Source organism: Mucilaginibacter corticis, from assembly GCF_007558865.1.
Classification (GTDB): domain Bacteria; phylum Bacteroidota; class Bacteroidia; order Sphingobacteriales; family Sphingobacteriaceae; genus Mucilaginibacter; species Mucilaginibacter corticis.
Genome location: NZ_VLPK01000004.1, coordinates 93,329 through 110,407, shown reverse-complemented (window position 1 = coordinate 110,407; position 17,079 = coordinate 93,329). Strand labels below are relative to the sequence as shown.

Below are 17,079 nucleotides of genomic sequence, written 5' to 3'. Positions count from 1 at the left end.
TTATGAATGAACCACGAGTTGTTGGATCTTCTCGAACAACTCATTGGGTTTAAATGGTTTTGACACATAATCATTCATCCCTGATTCTTCCACACGCTCGCGGATGTCAAATAATGCCGATGCGGTTAAAGCAATGATCGGTGTATTTGATTTATGCGGATCGTCCATTTTGCGGATAGCCTTTGCAGCGTCAAAGCCGTTCATAATAGGCATTTGCAGGTCCATTAATATAATATCAAAATCATTTTCCCGTACCAGTTCAACAGCGCATTCGCCATTTTCTGCAATAGCCGGGACAAGGTCCCACTTAGAGAGCAGCTTTTGCATCAGCAATACGTTTACCGGGTTATCCTCGGCAATAAGCATGCGGATAGAGCTTAATGATTCTGTAAACTCGTCAATATCTAATAAGCGACTTGCCACAGGCGTTTCAACAACTTCTGCCGATACCGGGAATTCCATATTAAATGAAAACTCAGATCCTGTACCTGGTACGCTTGATACTTTTATTTTTATGCCCTGCAACTCAAGCAGCCGATTAACTATAGCTAACCCTAAACCTGTGCCACCATAGCGCCTGGTTGTGCTTAAAGACTCCTGTATAAACGGCTCAAAGATCACATCTAACCGGCTCTGCTCAATCCCGATACCTGTATCCTTTACACAAAAATTCACTATTACTTTGTCCGATCTATCTTCTACACAGGTTGCTTTAACCGTAACTGTCCCATCGGCAGTAAATTTAATAGCGTTATTTACTAGGTTAAAAACGATTTGTGAAATGCGGGTAGGATCGCCTACCAAAACTTTTTTGCTTAACGTGCTATCAACATCCAATTTAAATAATATGCCCTTTACCTTTGCCGACATCACCTGTCCGCCACAGATATTTTGCATTAACTCGGGTAAGTTGAACTTAATGTGTTCAAAAACCAGTTTGCCTGATTCGATCTTATTAAAATCAAGCACATCATTAATAATAGATAAAAGGTTACCTGCCGAAAATTTCAATACTTCCAGGTTTTCTTTTTGATCAGGTCGTGGATTGCCGCTTATCAGTAAGTTGCTCATACCTATAACGGCGTTAAGTGGTGTCCTGATCTCATGCGACATGGTAGATAAAAACTCCGATTTTGCTTCTGACGACCGCTCGGCCTTTTCAACAGCCAATTCAAATTCGGCGGCTAATCCACGCTGTTTTTTGTTACCTATTTCCAGTTCCTTTATTGTCCGTATAAAGGCGGTGTAAAAGTAACTGTGCATAAAAACAATCAACACAAAACTGGCAACCATCGCTATTAAATTAGTTGATTGGTCTACACTTTCAGGCTTAAAAGGTATCAGGTAACCATTAGTATGTTTTAATATTAAAAGTATGGATACCGGCACTACATTAAGCAGGGTGTATAATGTGCCATATTTTTTGCCGAGCATGTAAAAGCCAAAAAGCATTATCATGATAACGGCTTCGACTGTTACTATACTGATGTTATGGATGGCTACAAAAATATCGGCAAAATTAACCAGGGTGGCAATGATCAACACCATGTGCGCAATAGGTGTCCACCGTGGTCTGTAAGTAAGGTATTTAAATAAAACTATTGACGAAACGAACATAACACCGGTAGTAATGCTCAGGATAACCTGGTATTTTACTACGACATTTGTTAGTATGATAAGCAGTGTAAAAAACGATAAGGCTAAGCCATAGTAAAGCAACCTTAACCTTGCATTGTCAAGTACAGATAGATCGTCCGATAAAATTTTATTAATAGAAAAGTTAAAAAAATTGGCTTTTTTGTTCATTACATTGCGCAGCGAAATAGCAATAACATAAGTTACTGCTACTACTACTTATGCAATTAGCCTGCCAATCCCGACAGCCCTTCGTCAATGATCTTAAGTTTAGCCTCTGCGTCGGCTCTCTTTTTTTGCTCGGCCTCAATAATCTCGGGCTTGGCATTAGCCATGAATTTTTCGTTTGTTAATTTAGCGTTAACTGACTTTAAAAAACCGGTTAAATAATCCTTCTCTTTTTGCAATCTTTCTTTCTCGGCTACAGGATCTATGGTCTCCTTCAAAGGCACATAAAACTCATCTGTCGACACTAAAAAATTAATGGCACCGCTCATTTTATCAGTAACTAAAACCAGCTCGCTTAAATTTGCCAGTTTCACCAATATTTCTTTATACGATAAATAAGAGACGCCAGAGATTGCTTTGACAGAAAGCGGTAAAGCCTCTTTTGGCGAGATCTGTTTATTGTTACGAATATTTCTAATTTGTGTTATTACCTGTTTAACATTTTCAACGTCGGCCAATAAACGGGTATTTATTTCCCCACTATTTGGCAATTGAGCAACAATACAGCAATCGGAGTCCTTGCGGTCCCCAAAAAGATCGTCATGCCATAATTCTTCCGTAATAAACGGAATAAAGGGGTGCAGCAGTTTTAAAATATTTGAAAAAAATTCAATTGTCTTAGTATGGGTCTCTCTGTCTATTGGTTGCAGGTAAACCGGCTTGATCATTTCAAGGTACCAGGCACAAAAATCGTCCCATACCAGCTTGTAAGTAGCCATTAGCGCTTCAGACAAACGGTACTGCGCAAAAGTATCTTCTATTTCTGTTAAAGCCTGGTTAAAGCGGCTTTCAAACCAGTCGATAGCTACCTTATTAGGATTTTCCAATTTGTCGTCAACTTCCCAGCCTTTAACTAATCGGAAAGCGTTCCATACTTTGTTGTAAAAATTACGGCCCTGTTCGCAGTGACCTTCGTCAAACATCAGGTCATTACCGGCAGGCGAACTTAACAGCATACCTACACGCACACCATCGGCACCATATTTATCTATCAGGTCTAAAGGGTCGGGCGAGTTGCCTAATGATTTTGACATCTTACGGCCTTGTTTATCACGAACAATACCGGTTAAGTAAACATTCTCGAACGGCATCTTTCCTCTAAACTCATGCCCGGCCATGATCATCCGCGCTACCCAGAAAAACAGGATCTCGGGCGCGGTTACCAGGTCGTTGGTTGGATAATAATAGTTAATGTCAGCATTGTTTGGATCTTTAAAGCCATCAAAAACAGATATCGGCCACAACCATGACGAGAACCAAGTGTCAACAACATCTTCTTCCTGGGTAAGATCGTTAATGGTGAGTGGTGAATTGTTAGTATTGATTTGGTTTGCCAGTTCAAGCGCCTCTTCTATCGTTTTGGCAATAATGTATTGCCCGTGGGGTAAATAGTAAGCAGGTATCTGTTGTCCCCACCAAAGCTGGCGGCTAATGCACCAATCCTTTACGTTCTCCATCCAATGGCGGTAGGTGTTGATGAACTTTTCGGGAATCAGTTTGATCTCTCCGTTCAGCACATAATCCAAGGCCGGTTTAGCCATATCTTCCATCTTGCAAAACCATTGCATAGACAACTTAGGCTCGATAACGGCATTGGTACGTTCTGAAAAACCAACCTGCGATTTATACTCTTCAACCTTTTCAAGCACACCGGCTTCTTCCAGCATTACCGCAATCTTTTTGCGGGCGGCAAAACGGTCCTCGCCTAACAATATCTGTGCCTTGGCGTTTAATGTGCCATCGTCATTCAAAATATCAATTACCGGCAGGTTATGCTTTTGGCCAAGCTCATAGTCGTTCAGGTCGTGCGCAGGTGTAACTTTTAACGCGCCTGTTCCAAAATCCATGGTAACATACTCATCCAATATCACCGGGATCTCACGGTTAATTAACGGGATATATACCTGCTTGCCATGCAGATGCAAATACCGTTCATCATTAGGGTTAACACAAATTGCAGCATCAGCCATAATGGTTTCCGGGCGAGTTGTAGCAATTGTAAGGTAAGAAGTTAAAGATTCTTCATCGCCTTTAACCTTTTGCCTTTCACCTTTTACCTCATAGCGTATATAATAAAGCTTCTGATTAACTTCCTTACGCATCACCTCTTCATCACTTACTGCGGTCTTGCCTTGCGGATCCCAGTTTACCATACGGATACCGCGGTAGATCAAGCCTTTTTTATAAAGATGTATAAACGTATCTATTACCGCTTCAGACAAATCATCGTCCATGGTAAAACGGGTGCGGTCCCAATCGCATGAGGCACCCAATTTCTTTAACTGGTCAAGGATGATACCGCCGTACTTCTCTTTCCATTCCCAGGCATAGTCCAGGAACTCTGCGCGGCTCAAGTCTTTCTTGCTGATGCCTTTTTCTTTAAGCATGGCAACAACTTTGGCCTCGGTAGCAATACTGGCATGGTCTGTACCCGGCACCCAGCAGGCGTTTTTGCCTTTCATGCGGGCACGGCGAATCAGTACATCCTGTATGGTATTGTTTAGCATATGCCCCATGTGCAATACCCCGGTAACGTTAGGCGGCGGCATTACAATGGTGTACGGTTCACGGTCATCGGGTACTGATTTGAAAAATCCATTTTCTAACCAGTACTTATACCATTTCTCTTCGGCTTCTTTAGGCAAATATGTTTTAGCAATACTCATAAGGGCACAAAAATAGCGTTTTGATTTAAAAGTTTGGGGATTGATTGCCGGATTTGACAGAACGGTTATAGCCTGCAAGTGATCCACTTTAAAACTTGAATCACTCCAACACTATTGTAACAATATCGGGGACTGTTTTTACGCTATTTTTTTAATTGCTAATATTGTACCAACTGAACTCGTTATTAGATCTGATGAAAATAAAATTAAGCCACGTAATTTTAGCCGGTGGCATATGCATTGCCGCCAGTGCATTTGTTATTGACAAAACAAAACCCAAGAAAAAATACATTGACCGCGCCAATATGGACCTGTCGGTTAAGCCCGGTGATGATTTCTTTGAATATGCCAACGGTACCTGGATAAAAAACAACCCTATACCTGCCAAGCAAACCCGCTGGGGAGCGTTCAACGTTTTAGCCCAGGAAAATATCGATCGCCTGGTAGGCATCCTGAATGAAGTTAGCCGTACCCCTGGCCAGCCTAAAGGGAGCGTTAAACAACGGGTTGGCGATCTTTACGCCAGCGCGATGGATAGCGTTGCTATTGAAAAACGGGGTTATGACCCTATAAAGCTCGATCTGGAACGTATTGCCGCCATCAAAACTACCGATGATGTAATTAACGAGATGGTTTATGAGCGTACCCGTGCCCTTACAAACCCTTTCTTTGGCTTTGGCGTAGGCGCCGATGCAAAGCACCCCAATGTTAATATTGTGAATTTTTCGCAGGGCGGCACTACCCTGCCTGACCGTGATTATTATTTGAAGGATGATGCCCGTACCATTAAAATCCAGAACACCTACAAGCAGTACATTGTAACCCTGTTTACCCTAACCGGTACCGACGCTAAAGAAGCTGTAAAAAATGCTGATGTAATTTTTGATATTGAAACCAAACTTGCCAAAGCGCAATTGAGCCGTACCGAGATGCGCGACGCTAATAAACGGTATAACAAATTTTCGGTAATTGGTTTTAAAAACATCACCCCGCATTTTGATTGGGTTAAGTTGATGCCGGCCATGAAAGCTGCCGGGCAGGACAGCGTGATTGTTGATAATCCTGACTTTTTTAAGGCTGAAGATGCCTTGGTTGGCGCTACTGATGTTAACGATCTGAAAACTTACCTCACCTGGGGCATATTAAAAGGATCGGCCGGTTCATTAAGCTCGCCTTTTGTTAACGCGTCATTTAATTTCAACAGCGTTTTAAGCGGGCAAAAAGTACAAACACCGCGTAGCGAACGCATGGCATCAATGATAGATCAAAGCGTGGGCGAACTGCTGGGCCAGCTATATGCCGAAAAATACTTCAAGCCTGCCGCGAAGGTTTACATGATCAACCTGGTTAATAACCTTAAAAGTGTTTTAGGCGACAGGATTAAACACCTTGACTGGATGAGCGAAGAAACCAAAGCCCGTGCGCTTAAAAAGCTGGCAGCATTTAGCGTAAAGGTTGGCTACGCCGACAAGTGGGAAGTGTACCAGGGCCTGGTAATAGCGCGCGACGATTATGCTGGCAACCTACGCCGTATGGCCCAATGGCGTTATAATTTTAACGTAAGCCAGTTAGGTAAACCTGTTGATAAAACACGCTTTAACATGACCCCGCCGACTGTAAATGCCAATTACAGCCCAACCAAAAATGAAATTACCTTCCCGGCCGGGATACTGCAATACCCTTTCTTTGATTTTAACGCGGATGATGCTATCAACTATGGCGCGATAGGCGCGGTTATAGGGCACGAAATGACCCACGGCTTTGACGACCAGGGCCGCCAATATGATGCCGACGGATCATTGCATGATTGGTGGACCAAAGCCGATGCTGATAAGTTTAAAAAACGTGCCGATAAAGTGGTCGACCAATTTAATGCCTATACGGTTAATGATACCCTGCACGTAAACGGGCGCCTTACTTTAGGCGAAAACCTGGCCGACCTTGGCGGGCTTAACGTGGCTTATGAAGCATTCAAGAAAACCAAAGAAGGAAAATCAAAAGTTAAAATTGATGGTTTTACGCCCGATCAGCGTTTCTTCCTGTCGTTCGCGCAGGTATGGCGCGGCAGCGCAAGGCCCGAAACCGCGGCACAATTGGTATTGGTAGATCCGCATTCGCCCGGCCAGTACCGCGCCTTTGCCGCCTTAACCAATATTGATGCCTGGTACAAAGCTTTTAACATAAAACCAGGTGATAAGCTTTATAAAAAGCCGGAGGACAGGATAAAAGTGTGGTAGACTAAGATTTTTAAGATTTATCTGATTTCAGGATTTCTGAAGATTTAACAAGCCCCGATTTAAATAGTCGGGGCTTGTTATTTAATACAGGATTTACAGCCGTTTGCTATATTTGTAAACAATGATCATCCACCAGTTTTACGATAAGGGTTTAGCCCACGCCTCCTATGCTATTATAAGGGATAACAAGATGATTGTTATCGACCCCGCCCGAGATCCGCAGCCGTATTATGATTTTGCGGCTTTGCATGAAGCTGATATTACAGGTGTTATTGAGACCCACCCGCATGCCGATTTTGTAAGTTCGCATTTAGAGATCCACCAAACTACAGGTGCAATTATATACTGCAGCAAATTGGTTGGTGCCGCTTATCCGCATGAAACTTTTGATGACGGCGACGTGATCCATTTGGTCGATATCAAACTAAAAGCAATCAATACCCCCGGCCACTCGCCCGACTCTATTTGTATTTTATTAGTGGATGAGGATGGTAATGACAAGGCCGTTTTCACCGGGGACACTTTATTTGTAGGCGATGTGGGCCGGCCTGACCTGCGCGAAAACTTTGGCAATATCACCGCTAAAAAAGAAGAACTGGCCAGGCAAATGTTTCATTCGCTGCGCGATAAACTGATGTTACTACCACACCACATTACAGTTTACCCGGCACATGGGCCCGGATCGCTTTGCGGTAAAAACATGAGCCCCGACCTGTACAGTACCATAGGCCGTGAATTACAGGAAAACTATGCCATGCAAATTGCAGACGAAACAGAATTTGTAAAAGTTATAACTACCGACCAGCCTTTTGTACCGCATTATTTTGGTTATGATGTGGACATGAATAAAATGGGCGCGCCTGCATTCAAACAAAGTGTGGCAAATGTTATAAAAGGCAGCGCCGGGTTTGAAGAAGGCATTGTAATTATTGACACCCGCACCAAAGCCGAATTTGTGGCCGGCCATATAAACGGAGCTATTAACCTGCAGGACGGCGGTAAATTTGAAACCTGGTTAGGATCAATCATCGAACCGCATGAACAGTTTTATTTGATAGCCGCTACTGATGGTGCGCTGGATATAGTTATAAAGAAAGCCGCCAAAATCGGTTACGAACAAAATATTAAAGCTGCTTTATTATCCCCGGTAAACCAGGATCAGACATCGCCCGAAATTGACCTGGATACGTTCAAAGCATCACCGGATAACTATACCATAATTGATGTACGCAACCGCAGCGAAGTAGCCGAAGGAAAGGTCTTTGAGAACGCTTTGACTATCCCCCTATCAGAGTTACACAACCGCCTACACGAGATCCCTACAGGAAAACCCATTGTGGTACATTGCGCGGCAGGTTACCGCTCGGCAGCCGGAACCAGTATAGTAGCAGGTAAAATTAAAACAGTCCCGGTTTATGATCTGAGCGAAGCGATCACATCATTCGGCCTAACGCAACACTAATGCTTGAGCTTGTAAAAACTGCCGACGGCTCAAACACCATTTACAATCCGCAGGTTGGCGAAAATTACCATTCAAAAAATGGCGCTTTGCAGGAAAGTCGGCACGTATTTCTAAACGCGGGTTTGCAATATTTTTTAGATAAAAGCTCTGCTAAACAAGTTTCGGTATTAGAAGTTGGTTTCGGTACGGGTCTTAACTTTTTGCTGACTGCCGATCATTGCACCGAACACCAAATCGAACTTAACTATACCGGTATTGAAGCTTATCCCCTTACCGGCGATCTGCTTGGCCAAACAGGCTATGAGCAATATGTGTCGCCGGCTGTGTGGCAGGCGCTATTGGCCAATTACCAATCTGCTTTACTATCGCCCACAAAACTTAATGATCACAGTCAACTGCAAATTGCAAACTGCCAACTACTCAATTTCGAATCGACAGAGAAATATGATATAATCTATTTCGACGCTTTCGCCGCCGCACATCAACCCGAAATGTGGAACGAGGATTCCATCAGCCATACCATCAAATTTTTAAAACCTGGTAGCGTTTTTGTAACCTATGCTATTACCGGCAACTTAAAACGGATGCTGAAAGGCTTGGGCCTGCAAATACAAAAAATACCGGGCGCTGCCGGTAAACGAGAAATGCTGAGAGCGATTTTGTAATGTGTGGATATGCAGATGCGTGGATGTGCAAATGCTTATCATTTGTCTAATTACCATCAAACAATTTACACATTTGCATATTGGCACATCTGCACATCCGTAAAAATCCGCACATTTGTATATCTGCACATTTGCACATCAAAAAATTAAAAACATGCCTTTAACTCCGCCCATCCACGCCGATAATCCTGCTACAGCTTTTGAACGTTTGTTAACCATTATGGACGACCTGCGCATTAACTGCCCCTGGGATAAAAAGCAAACCCTTGAAAGCCTGAGGCACCTTACCATTGAGGAAGTTTACGAACTGTCTGACTCGATCTTAAGCGCAGATATGCCCGAAATAAAAAAGGAATTAGGCGATATTATGCTGCACCTGGTTTTTTATTCGAGGATAGCATCTGAAGGCAACCATTTTGATATTACCGACGTACTTAACAGTATATGCGAAAAGTTAATTAACCGCCACCCGCATATTTATGGCGATGTTGAGGTTAACGACGACAATGATGTTAAGCGCAACTGGGAACAGATAAAGCTTAAAGAAGGTAACAAATCTGTTTTGGGCGGCGTACCTGCATCATTGCCGGCATTGGTAAAAGCATCGCGCATACAGGAAAAAGCACGCGGGGTGGGCTTTGATTGGGAAGAGAAAAGCCAGGTATGGGCAAAGGTTGAGGAAGAACTGCAGGAGTTTAAAAACGAATTTAATGCAGAGGACGAAACCACGATAGATCATGAAAAAGCCGAGAGCGAGTTTGGCGACCTGCTTTTCTCATTGATCAACTATGCAAGGTTTATTAACATTAACCCCGAGGATGCCTTAGAGAAAACCAACCGTAAGTTTATAAAGCGGTTTCAGTATCTTGAAAGCAAAGCTGCCGAAAGCGGCAAAAAATTACATGACATGAGCCTTGCCGAAATGGACATTTTTTGGGAGGAGGCCAAAAGGATTTAAACGAACAATAATTAAATAAAAAGGTGGTGCAGCACTAATAAATCATGAAAAGTAAGATCATTTATTTGTTGCCCATGCTGTTGGTGCTGTTAACCGGTTGCACCAAAAAATACACCGACCCCGATAAATGGGCGAACGATAGCGGTTACCCCTTAGGGATGTTTGCCGGTACATTCGTCCGCATTCATAAAAACCCGGTTACAATGAAATCTGATACCGTAACCGCGGCTTTAAAACTTATCTTGTCTACCAACACAGGATTTTACATATCGGGCGATACAACCCTGCATGCCGGCAGCTATGGCAGCTTTAAAGAAGACACTACTAAGATCTGGTTTAATGATGTTACATCGCCGGTTAATTATACGGCAAAGAAAACACACCTGTCCGGTACTTATACTTACACCTACAACAGGTCATATTTACTGATAGAAAATGCCGTAAAGTCTGATACACTATCGTGTGTATATCACTTCACAAAAATGAAATATTGATATCCCTGCTTTTTGAATATCCAATTTATTTGAGCCGGTGCTGATAAGAGTTATTGGCTTTTTTTATTTATACTGGATGGCTTTAACTGGCGAGATCTTTGATACCAGCATAGACGGGATAGTGAGTACCAGCAGGCAAATAACTAAAGTGCCGATGTTTAACATAACCACGTCCATCCAGTTAAATTGTATGGGAACAAAGGTCATAGAGTATGATGACGCGTCGAGTTTTAAGAAGTGGGTATCATGCTGTATCCAACACAAGCCGAGGCCTAATACGTTACCTAACAACAGCCCTATGCCGATAAGGTACGAGGCATTGTATAAAAACACCCTTTGAATTTTCCAGTTACTTGCGCCCATGGCTTTTAAAATGCCGATCATAGCGGTACGTTCCAGTATCATGATCAACAATGCCGAGATCATATTGATAATGGCTACTGCCAACATCAGCACAAGCATAACGCGGGCGTTCACATCCAGCGAAGGCAGCCACTCAAATATCAGTGGGAAATTTTCAAAAACGGTGGTAAACTTTAGCCGCGACGGTAAATTATTATCGACAAGGTAACTCACCTGGTCTAATTGATCAAAATCGGCTGCCCTGAGTTCATAACCGCCAATCTCGTCGGGGTTCCAGTTGTTTAGTCTTTTTATTAATGAAAGATCGCCTATAACGTATGCTTTATCTATCTCTTCAACACTGGTATCAAAAATACCCACTACCTTAAATGGCCTGCGCCTTAGCGGCTGTTGTACAAAATACATCATCAGGGCGTCGCCCAACTTCAGCTTTAACCGGTTAGCTGTAGTTTGCGATATCATGATCTGCGTTTTTGATGCACTCGTATCGGCGAAGTTTATCACAGTACCCGCAACCAGGTTAGCTTTTAAAAAATCCCAGTTGTAAGTATGATCAACCCCTTTAAGTATTACGCCTTCAATCTCTCCATTTGCCTTGATAATGCCGGGCTTGGTAGCAAACGGCACCACGTAAGTTATCGCACGGCTGCTTTTTACTTTGTTTACAAAAGTATCGGCTTTAACAAACGGCGAGTTCTCATATGATCCATTAAGATCATATTTTACCACTTTGATATCACCGTCAAAGCCCCTTATTTTTTCGCGAATCTCGTTTTTAAAACCTCTTATGATGGCTAATGATATGATCATTACGCTAAGACCCAACATGATACCAACTATGGCTATGCGTACAATCAGTTTTGAAAATGTACGTTTAGATTTAAATGATATGCGGCCTGCTATAAAGGATGCGAAATTCAATGCTTATGTTTTTTTATAACTTAGCAAATATGCAGTTTTACTGCCTAAAATGGTATTTAAATTTAAAGGGTATTAATATTTATGACTAAGCTAAAATGTTGCTATTTGTTTTTGATAATGTCGGTTTTAATACCCTGCACTTTAACTGCATCAGGTAAAGCTAACCCACCTATTAAGCAGCGTTATATAGCTGCCAGAACAATTATTCCCGGCGCGGATCAAACCGGCTTGTACTTAAATTACTTAAAAGGCAAAAATATAGCAATGGTTGTTAACCAGACATCTATTATCGGCGAGCGCAAAACACCTGTCGTTGATAGTCTTTTAAAGCTGGGTGTCAATATTAAAAAGATCTTCGGCCCTGAACATGGTTTCAGGGGAAATGCCAGCAACGGCGCGACAGTGGATGACGCCATTGACAGCCAAACAGGTTTGCCCGTAATATCGCTTTATGGCAAACATTTTAAACCTACCCCTGCTGATCTGATGGGCATTAACCTTGTGATATTTGATATACAGGATGTAGGCGCACGCTTTTACACCTACATTTCAACCCTGCATTATGTGATGGAGGCCTGCGCCGAAAACAATATCGAATTGATGATACTGGACAGACCCAACCCTAACGGGGCTATTATTGACGGACCGATATTAGATACCGGCTACCGTTCGTTTGTAGGCATGCACACGGTACCCATATCGCACGGCATGACCATTGCCGAGTACGCCCAAATGATAAACGGCGAGGGCTGGCTGAAAAACCATGTACAATGCAAGCTCAAAATTATAAAGGTGGCGAATTATACTCATTCAGATACATACGTTTTGCCGGTTAACCCGTCACCAAACTTAAATACAGGTCAGTCAATCTTACTATACCCAAGTGTGTGCCTGTTTGAGGGAACTACTTTAAGCTTGGGGCGCGGTACAATGAGTCCGTTTTTAGAAGTAGGGCATCCTTTATTGAAGGATAAATATGGCTACTATTTTACCCCGGTAAGCATTGCCGGTATGAGCGAGGACCCGCCACAAAAAAACTTGGTTTGCTACGGAATCGATCTAAAAAATTACAATACCGCTACCCTTAAGAGCAGCGGGCGAATTAATTTAGCATGGTTAATTGAATTGTACAAAGCATTTCCGGATAAGGCGCATTTTTTTAACGCTTATTTCACAAAACTTGCAGGGACCACAGATCTGCGGAAACAGATCGAAGCGGGTAAAACGGAAACTGAAATAAGACAAAGCTGGGAGCCGGGATTAGGCAAATACAAGGCCATGAGACGTAAATATTTATTATATCAATAAACAGGCTTAGGTAAGTATTATCAATTAAATAATTTTTACTGCTTTTGCCGATTGTAAATATTAACTACAAGATAAAATTACTATATTATCAGCATGAAACCGTCACAGGCATTCGTTTAAAAGTGCAATAATTAACAACTTATGACAGCTTCATCACCTTTAAAAAACAAATTATACTGATGAAAATTGTATTTATGGGCACGCCCCAGTTCGCCGTAGCATCGTTGGATGAATTGATACAAGCCGGTGCCGATATTGCCGGTGTTATTACCGCCCCTGATAAACCTGCAGGCCGTGGCCAAAAAGTAACTGAATCTGCCGTAAAGCAATATGCAGTTGAACATGGCTTAAGAGTTTTGCAGCCTACCAACCTAAAAGACCCTGATTTTTTGGCAGAACTAAGATCATTGGATGCTGACCTGCAAGTGGTAGTTGCATTCAGGATGCTGCCCGAGGAGGTTTGGAACATGCCCGACAAAGGAACCATTAATTTACATGCTTCATTACTGCCGCATTATCGTGGCGCGGCCCCGTTAAACTGGGCGTTAATAAATGGCGAAAAAGAAAGCGGCGTTACCACATTCTTCTTAAAACACGATATTGATACCGGCAACGTATTATTTACAGAAAAAGTAACACTTACTGGCCATGAAACCGCGGGCGAATTACATGACCGCCTGATGCATAAAGGCGCGGGCCTGCTGGTAAAAACTGTTAAAGCTGTTGAAAGCGGCAGATATAATGAGCATCCGCAGTCTTCATTGTTAGAAGAGCATGTTGAACTAAAAACTGCACCAAAAATTTATAAAGACGATTGTAAAATAAACTGGGATCAATCGGTGATCGGAGTTTATAACTTCATACGCGGGTTAAGCCCTACCCCTGCTGCGTTTACCGAGCTAAACAGCAAAACCTTCAAAATATACAGAGCCGAATACCAGGAAACCGAACCGGGCATACAACCGGGCGCTTTTTTAACCGACAATAAAACTTACCTGAAATTTGCTGCCCAAGACGGCTTCATCAGCGTGACCGATGTACAACAGGAAGGCAAAAAACGCATGGAGATAGCTGAATTTTTGAGGGGAGTGAAGTTGTAGTTAGATGATTGAAGAGCATAACTCCGAAGGAAAACTTTGGCAATTGCTAACGTTTCAACAGCAACAGGAAATCTTGATTGCTTATGAGGAGAGTGAAGATGAGTTAAACTTAATCTCTTTAACTGATATAAAATCAAAATACAGTCAATGGCCTTTGCCTAAGTTAATTTAGGCACTGGTTTAATTTCTGCGCGGAAGTGTGTACCTTGTTTAACCAATAAGTTATAAACGCTTACTTCTGTAGTATGAAACCTGCTGTTTTGTTAATTGCATTGTCCTGCCTGTCGTTTTTTACGATGGCACAAACCGCGCCAAAAAGAAAATTGGTTTTTGATGATGAATTTAACTATAACGGCCTACCTGATCCTGCAAAATGGGGATATGAAAAAGGTTTTGTAAGAGATGCCGAGCCGCAGTATTACACAGAAAAAAGATTAAAAAACTGCCGGGTTGAAAACGGTATGTTGGTAATTGAAGGTATTAAAGAGCAGTACCCTAATCCTAAATATAAGGCAGGTTCAAACGATCGCGAAGAAAAACAAGAATTTGCACCTTATACCTCGGCATCGATCAATACGGATGGTAAATATTCCTGGCAATATGGGCGGATTGAGGTACGGGCAAAAGTGCCGGGCGGCAATGGCTCATGGCCTGCAATATGGATGCTTGGCGATGATCATCATACAAATGGCTGGCCGCGTTGCGGCGAGATAGATATTATGGAATACCTGGGCCGCGACTCCGCCAGGGTACATGCCACGGTTCATTATGCCGACTCGTTAGGCAAACACCGCCAGCAGGGAAATGCCCCGGTCGTAGGTAAACCTGCGGATGATTTCCATGTTTACGCGGTAGAATGGAACGATCAATCCATGACCTTTTATTATGAAGATCTGAAATATTATACTTTTGAGTACAAAAATATGAAAGGTGCAGATCAAAACGTATTTCGCAAAAAGTTTTATTTGTTATTGAACCTTGCGCTCGGCAGTAAGGAAGATTGGGGCGGTCTACAGGATGATGCCGCCTTACCGGCTAAATATTATATAGATTATGTGAGGGTTTATCAGTAACTATCAAGCCTTATTCAACTCGTCCATTAACCCCTTGCTCAACTTGTTAAAGTACCGCCTTATACCATAACCCATTACGCTCTGGATACCTTTGCTGGCATTGGTTACAAAAACTTCATCGGCTTCGTATAAGATCTCTGGATTGATCTGTGCTTCGGTAATCGGAATATTATTTTTCTTGGCGATGTTTATGATAACCTGCCGCATTACACCTTCTACGCAACCCTCGCTTAAAGCGGGTGTGTATAAATGATTTTGGTACCATACAAACACATTGGCGCTGGTGGCCTCGCATAAAAAACCGTTCTGATTCAGCAAAAAAGCCTCGTCCAAATTATTTTGCGACCGATAAAGCGCCGCCATCACATAGGTAAGCGAATTACAGGTTTTGATGTTAGACAAAAAGTTTAACGGCTTGGGCAGATCAGTAAAAATATCAACGATCAACCCTTTCTCGTTTAAAAAATAACGAGGTTCATCAGCAGGTGTAAACTCCAGGCAATAACCGGCCTTATTTTGCGACGGTGTGTACAATCCTTCGGCATCCCTGTAAACACTTAGCCTTAGGCGGCCATGCTTAGCTTTATTGCGAGCCGCCAGTTGCTCGGCAACCTCCTTTAAAAAATAGGTATCCATTTGCGAATAGCCGTCAATTTTAAGGGCTTTCATTCCGCGTTGCAGGCGGTCGGCATGCAGGTCGGCAAACTTTAGCTGGCCCTTTAGCATCCGCATACTCTCAAACAAACCGTCGCCATATTTGAATGACCGGTTTGCAACCGATAACAATTTGCTGTCGGCAGGTACTATTTCTCCGTTAAAATTGATGTAAAGCGCCATGGTCAATTAATCGCTAATTTCACCATTTTGTGTGGCATTAGCACCAATATATTTACGCCACTTTTGCAGCACAGCATCAAAATCCTGTGGCAGAGGTGCTTCAAAGTGAATATATTTTTTTGTTGAGGGATGCGTAAAACCCAGCGTTTGGGCATGTAATGCCTGGCGTGGCATCAGCTCAAAACAATTCTCAACAAACTGCTTGTATTTGCTGTAAACGGCACCTTTCAGGATCTTATCGCCGCCGTAAGTAGCATCACTAAACAACGGATGGCCAATATGCTTCATATGTGCGCGGATCTGGTGGGTGCGGCCGGTTTCAAGCTGGCATTCTATAAGCGTAACATAGCTTAACCTTTCTAACACCTTATAATGCGTTACAGACCATTTGCCTTTTTCAGGATCATCATAAATAGACATTACCCGCCTGTCGTTCACGCTACGGCCTATATATCCCGTCACGGCACCGTCCTGCTCCAGGTCGCCCCAAACAAGTGCGATATATTTACGGGTAATAGAGTGATCAAAAAACTGGCGCGCCAGGTATGTCATCGACCGTTCATTCTTGCTTATAAGTAATAACCCAGAGGTATCCTTATCAATCCGGTGAACCAACCCAGGCCTGCCATCATTACCGGGCAATGTAGGTAATTGCTGAAAATGATAAACCAGCGCATTAACCAGCGTACCTGTGTAATTATTATACCCGGGATGTACCACCATACCGGCCTCTTTATTCACTACCAACACATCATCATCCTCATACACAATATTGATCGGTAAGTTTTCAGGATATACTTCGGTATCGCGCGGCGGATGCGGCAGCACTACCGATATTACATCGAGCGGTTTAACCCTGTAGCTGGCTTTAATTACCTTGTCGTTAACCAGTACATTACCGGCATCAATAGCGTTCTGGATCCGGTTGCGCGACGCGTTCTCGACGCGGTACATCAAAAACTTGTCAATACGCAAAAGAGACTGTCCTTTGTCAACAATTACGCGCAAATGCTCGTATAAGTCTTGCTCGTCCTGCTCAAATACATCCGGCTCTTTTATCATTCGGGCAAAATTAATTGTTTTTTCAATCAATTAGATTAATATTAAATAATATGGCTAAGCGCTTATCCTA

13 protein-coding genes are annotated in these 17,079 nt (G+C 42.7%); 8 read left to right on the top strand and 5 right to left on the bottom strand.

Annotated elements, in window-relative coordinates; genetic code table 11:
- The gene (locus FO440_RS19110) at positions 1–1,806 is read right to left on the bottom strand and encodes a response regulator (RefSeq protein ID WP_144249906.1); all 1,806 of its coding nucleotides are present in this window, start codon (positions 1,804–1,806) and stop codon (positions 1–3) included.
- A 56-nt stretch (positions 1,807–1,862) separates the two neighbouring features.
- The gene (locus FO440_RS19105; protein ID WP_144249905.1) at positions 1,863–4,529 is read right to left on the bottom strand and encodes a valine--tRNA ligase; all 2,667 of its coding nucleotides are present in this window, start codon (positions 4,527–4,529) and stop codon (positions 1,863–1,865) included.
- A 194-nt stretch (positions 4,530–4,723) separates the two neighbouring features.
- On the opposite strand from FO440_RS19105, the gene FO440_RS19100 reads away from it, so the two are divergent.
- The 5 genes from FO440_RS19100 (at position 4,724) to FO440_RS19080 (ending at position 10,345) form a co-directional block, all read left to right on the top strand.
- Positions 4,724–6,766: a M13 family metallopeptidase gene (locus FO440_RS19100; RefSeq protein ID WP_144249904.1), complete on the top strand. Its 2,043-nt coding sequence runs from the start codon at positions 4,724–4,726 to the stop codon at positions 6,764–6,766.
- 121 nt (positions 6,767–6,887) lie between these two features.
- On the top strand, positions 6,888–8,228 hold the full coding sequence (locus FO440_RS19095; protein WP_144249903.1) for an MBL fold metallo-hydrolase: 1,341 nt from the start codon (positions 6,888–6,890) through the stop codon (positions 8,226–8,228).
- Entirely contained in the window at positions 8,228–8,893 is a 666-nt protein-coding gene (mnmD, locus tag FO440_RS19090) for a tRNA (5-methylaminomethyl-2-thiouridine)(34)-methyltransferase MnmD (protein WP_144249902.1), read from the top strand. Before FO440_RS19095 ends, mnmD begins: the two co-directional genes overlap by 1 nt.
- Positions 8,894–9,047: 154 nt before the next feature.
- Positions 9,048–9,851, top strand: coding sequence for a nucleoside triphosphate pyrophosphohydrolase (gene mazG, locus FO440_RS19085; RefSeq protein ID WP_144249901.1), 804 nt, complete (start codon positions 9,048–9,050; stop codon positions 9,849–9,851).
- Positions 9,852–9,895: 44 nt separating this feature from the next.
- Positions 9,896–10,345, top strand: a complete 450-nt coding sequence (locus tag FO440_RS19080; protein WP_144249900.1) for a hypothetical protein — start codon at positions 9,896–9,898, stop codon at positions 10,343–10,345.
- A 63-nt stretch (positions 10,346–10,408) separates the two neighbouring features.
- Here FO440_RS19080 and FO440_RS19075 read toward each other — a convergent pair whose 3' ends face one another.
- The gene (locus FO440_RS19075; protein WP_144249899.1) at positions 10,409–11,629 is read right to left on the bottom strand and encodes an ABC transporter permease; all 1,221 of its coding nucleotides are present in this window, start codon (positions 11,627–11,629) and stop codon (positions 10,409–10,411) included.
- A gap of 117 nt (positions 11,630–11,746) precedes the next feature.
- On the opposite strand from FO440_RS19075, the gene FO440_RS19070 reads away from it, so the two are divergent.
- From FO440_RS19070 to FO440_RS19060, 3 genes are all read left to right on the top strand, one after another.
- Positions 11,747–12,937 carry an exo-beta-N-acetylmuramidase NamZ family protein gene (locus FO440_RS19070; protein ID WP_222104017.1) on the top strand — a complete coding sequence of 397 codons (1,191 nt, stop codon included), beginning with the start codon at positions 11,747–11,749 and terminating at the stop codon, positions 12,935–12,937.
- Positions 12,938–13,116: 179 nt separating this feature from the next.
- Positions 13,117–14,037, top strand: coding sequence for a methionyl-tRNA formyltransferase (gene fmt, locus FO440_RS19065; RefSeq protein ID WP_222104016.1), 921 nt, complete (start codon positions 13,117–13,119; stop codon positions 14,035–14,037).
- A 245-nt stretch (positions 14,038–14,282) separates the two neighbouring features.
- Complete coding sequence (locus FO440_RS19060) at positions 14,283–15,110, top strand: glycoside hydrolase family 16 protein (RefSeq protein ID WP_144249897.1); 828 nt, start codon at positions 14,283–14,285, stop codon at positions 15,108–15,110.
- Positions 15,111–15,113: 3 nt separating this feature from the next.
- Here FO440_RS19060 and FO440_RS19055 read toward each other — a convergent pair whose 3' ends face one another.
- Together FO440_RS19055 and FO440_RS19050 are read right to left on the bottom strand one after the other, a co-directional pair.
- Positions 15,114–15,947: an aminotransferase class IV gene (locus tag FO440_RS19055; protein WP_144249896.1), complete on the bottom strand. Its 834-nt coding sequence runs from the start codon at positions 15,945–15,947 to the stop codon at positions 15,114–15,116.
- A gap of 6 nt (positions 15,948–15,953) precedes the next feature.
- The gene (locus FO440_RS19050) at positions 15,954–17,009 is read right to left on the bottom strand and encodes an RluA family pseudouridine synthase (protein WP_144249895.1); all 1,056 of its coding nucleotides are present in this window, start codon (positions 17,007–17,009) and stop codon (positions 15,954–15,956) included.
- Between the last annotated feature and the right edge of the window lie 70 nt (positions 17,010–17,079).

Coding starts and splice junctions, on each gene's coding strand:
- FO440_RS19060 (WP_144249897.1), top strand. CDS start 14,283: ATGAAACCTGCTGTTTTGTTAATTGCATTGTCCTGCCTGTCGTTTTTT.
- FO440_RS19095 (WP_144249903.1), top strand. CDS start 6,888: ATGATCATCCACCAGTTTTACGATAAGGGTTTAGCCCACGCCTCCTAT.
- mazG (WP_144249901.1), top strand. CDS start 9,048: ATGCCTTTAACTCCGCCCATCCACGCCGATAATCCTGCTACAGCTTTT.
- FO440_RS19105 (WP_144249905.1), bottom strand. CDS start 4,529: ATGAGTATTGCTAAAACATATTTGCCTAAAGAAGCCGAAGAGAAATGG.
- FO440_RS19100 (WP_144249904.1), top strand. CDS start 4,724: ATGAAAATAAAATTAAGCCACGTAATTTTAGCCGGTGGCATATGCATT.
- FO440_RS19080 (WP_144249900.1), top strand. CDS start 9,896: ATGAAAAGTAAGATCATTTATTTGTTGCCCATGCTGTTGGTGCTGTTA.
- FO440_RS19055 (WP_144249896.1), bottom strand. CDS start 15,947: ATGGCGCTTTACATCAATTTTAACGGAGAAATAGTACCTGCCGACAGC.
- FO440_RS19070 (WP_222104017.1), top strand. CDS start 11,747: ATGTCGGTTTTAATACCCTGCACTTTAACTGCATCAGGTAAAGCTAAC.
- mnmD (WP_144249902.1), top strand. CDS start 8,228: ATGCTTGAGCTTGTAAAAACTGCCGACGGCTCAAACACCATTTACAAT.
- fmt (WP_222104016.1), top strand. CDS start 13,117: ATGAAAATTGTATTTATGGGCACGCCCCAGTTCGCCGTAGCATCGTTG.
- FO440_RS19110 (WP_144249906.1), bottom strand. CDS start 1,806: ATGAACAAAAAAGCCAATTTTTTTAACTTTTCTATTAATAAAATTTTA.
- FO440_RS19050 (WP_144249895.1), bottom strand. CDS start 17,009: ATGATAAAAGAGCCGGATGTATTTGAGCAGGACGAGCAAGACTTATAC.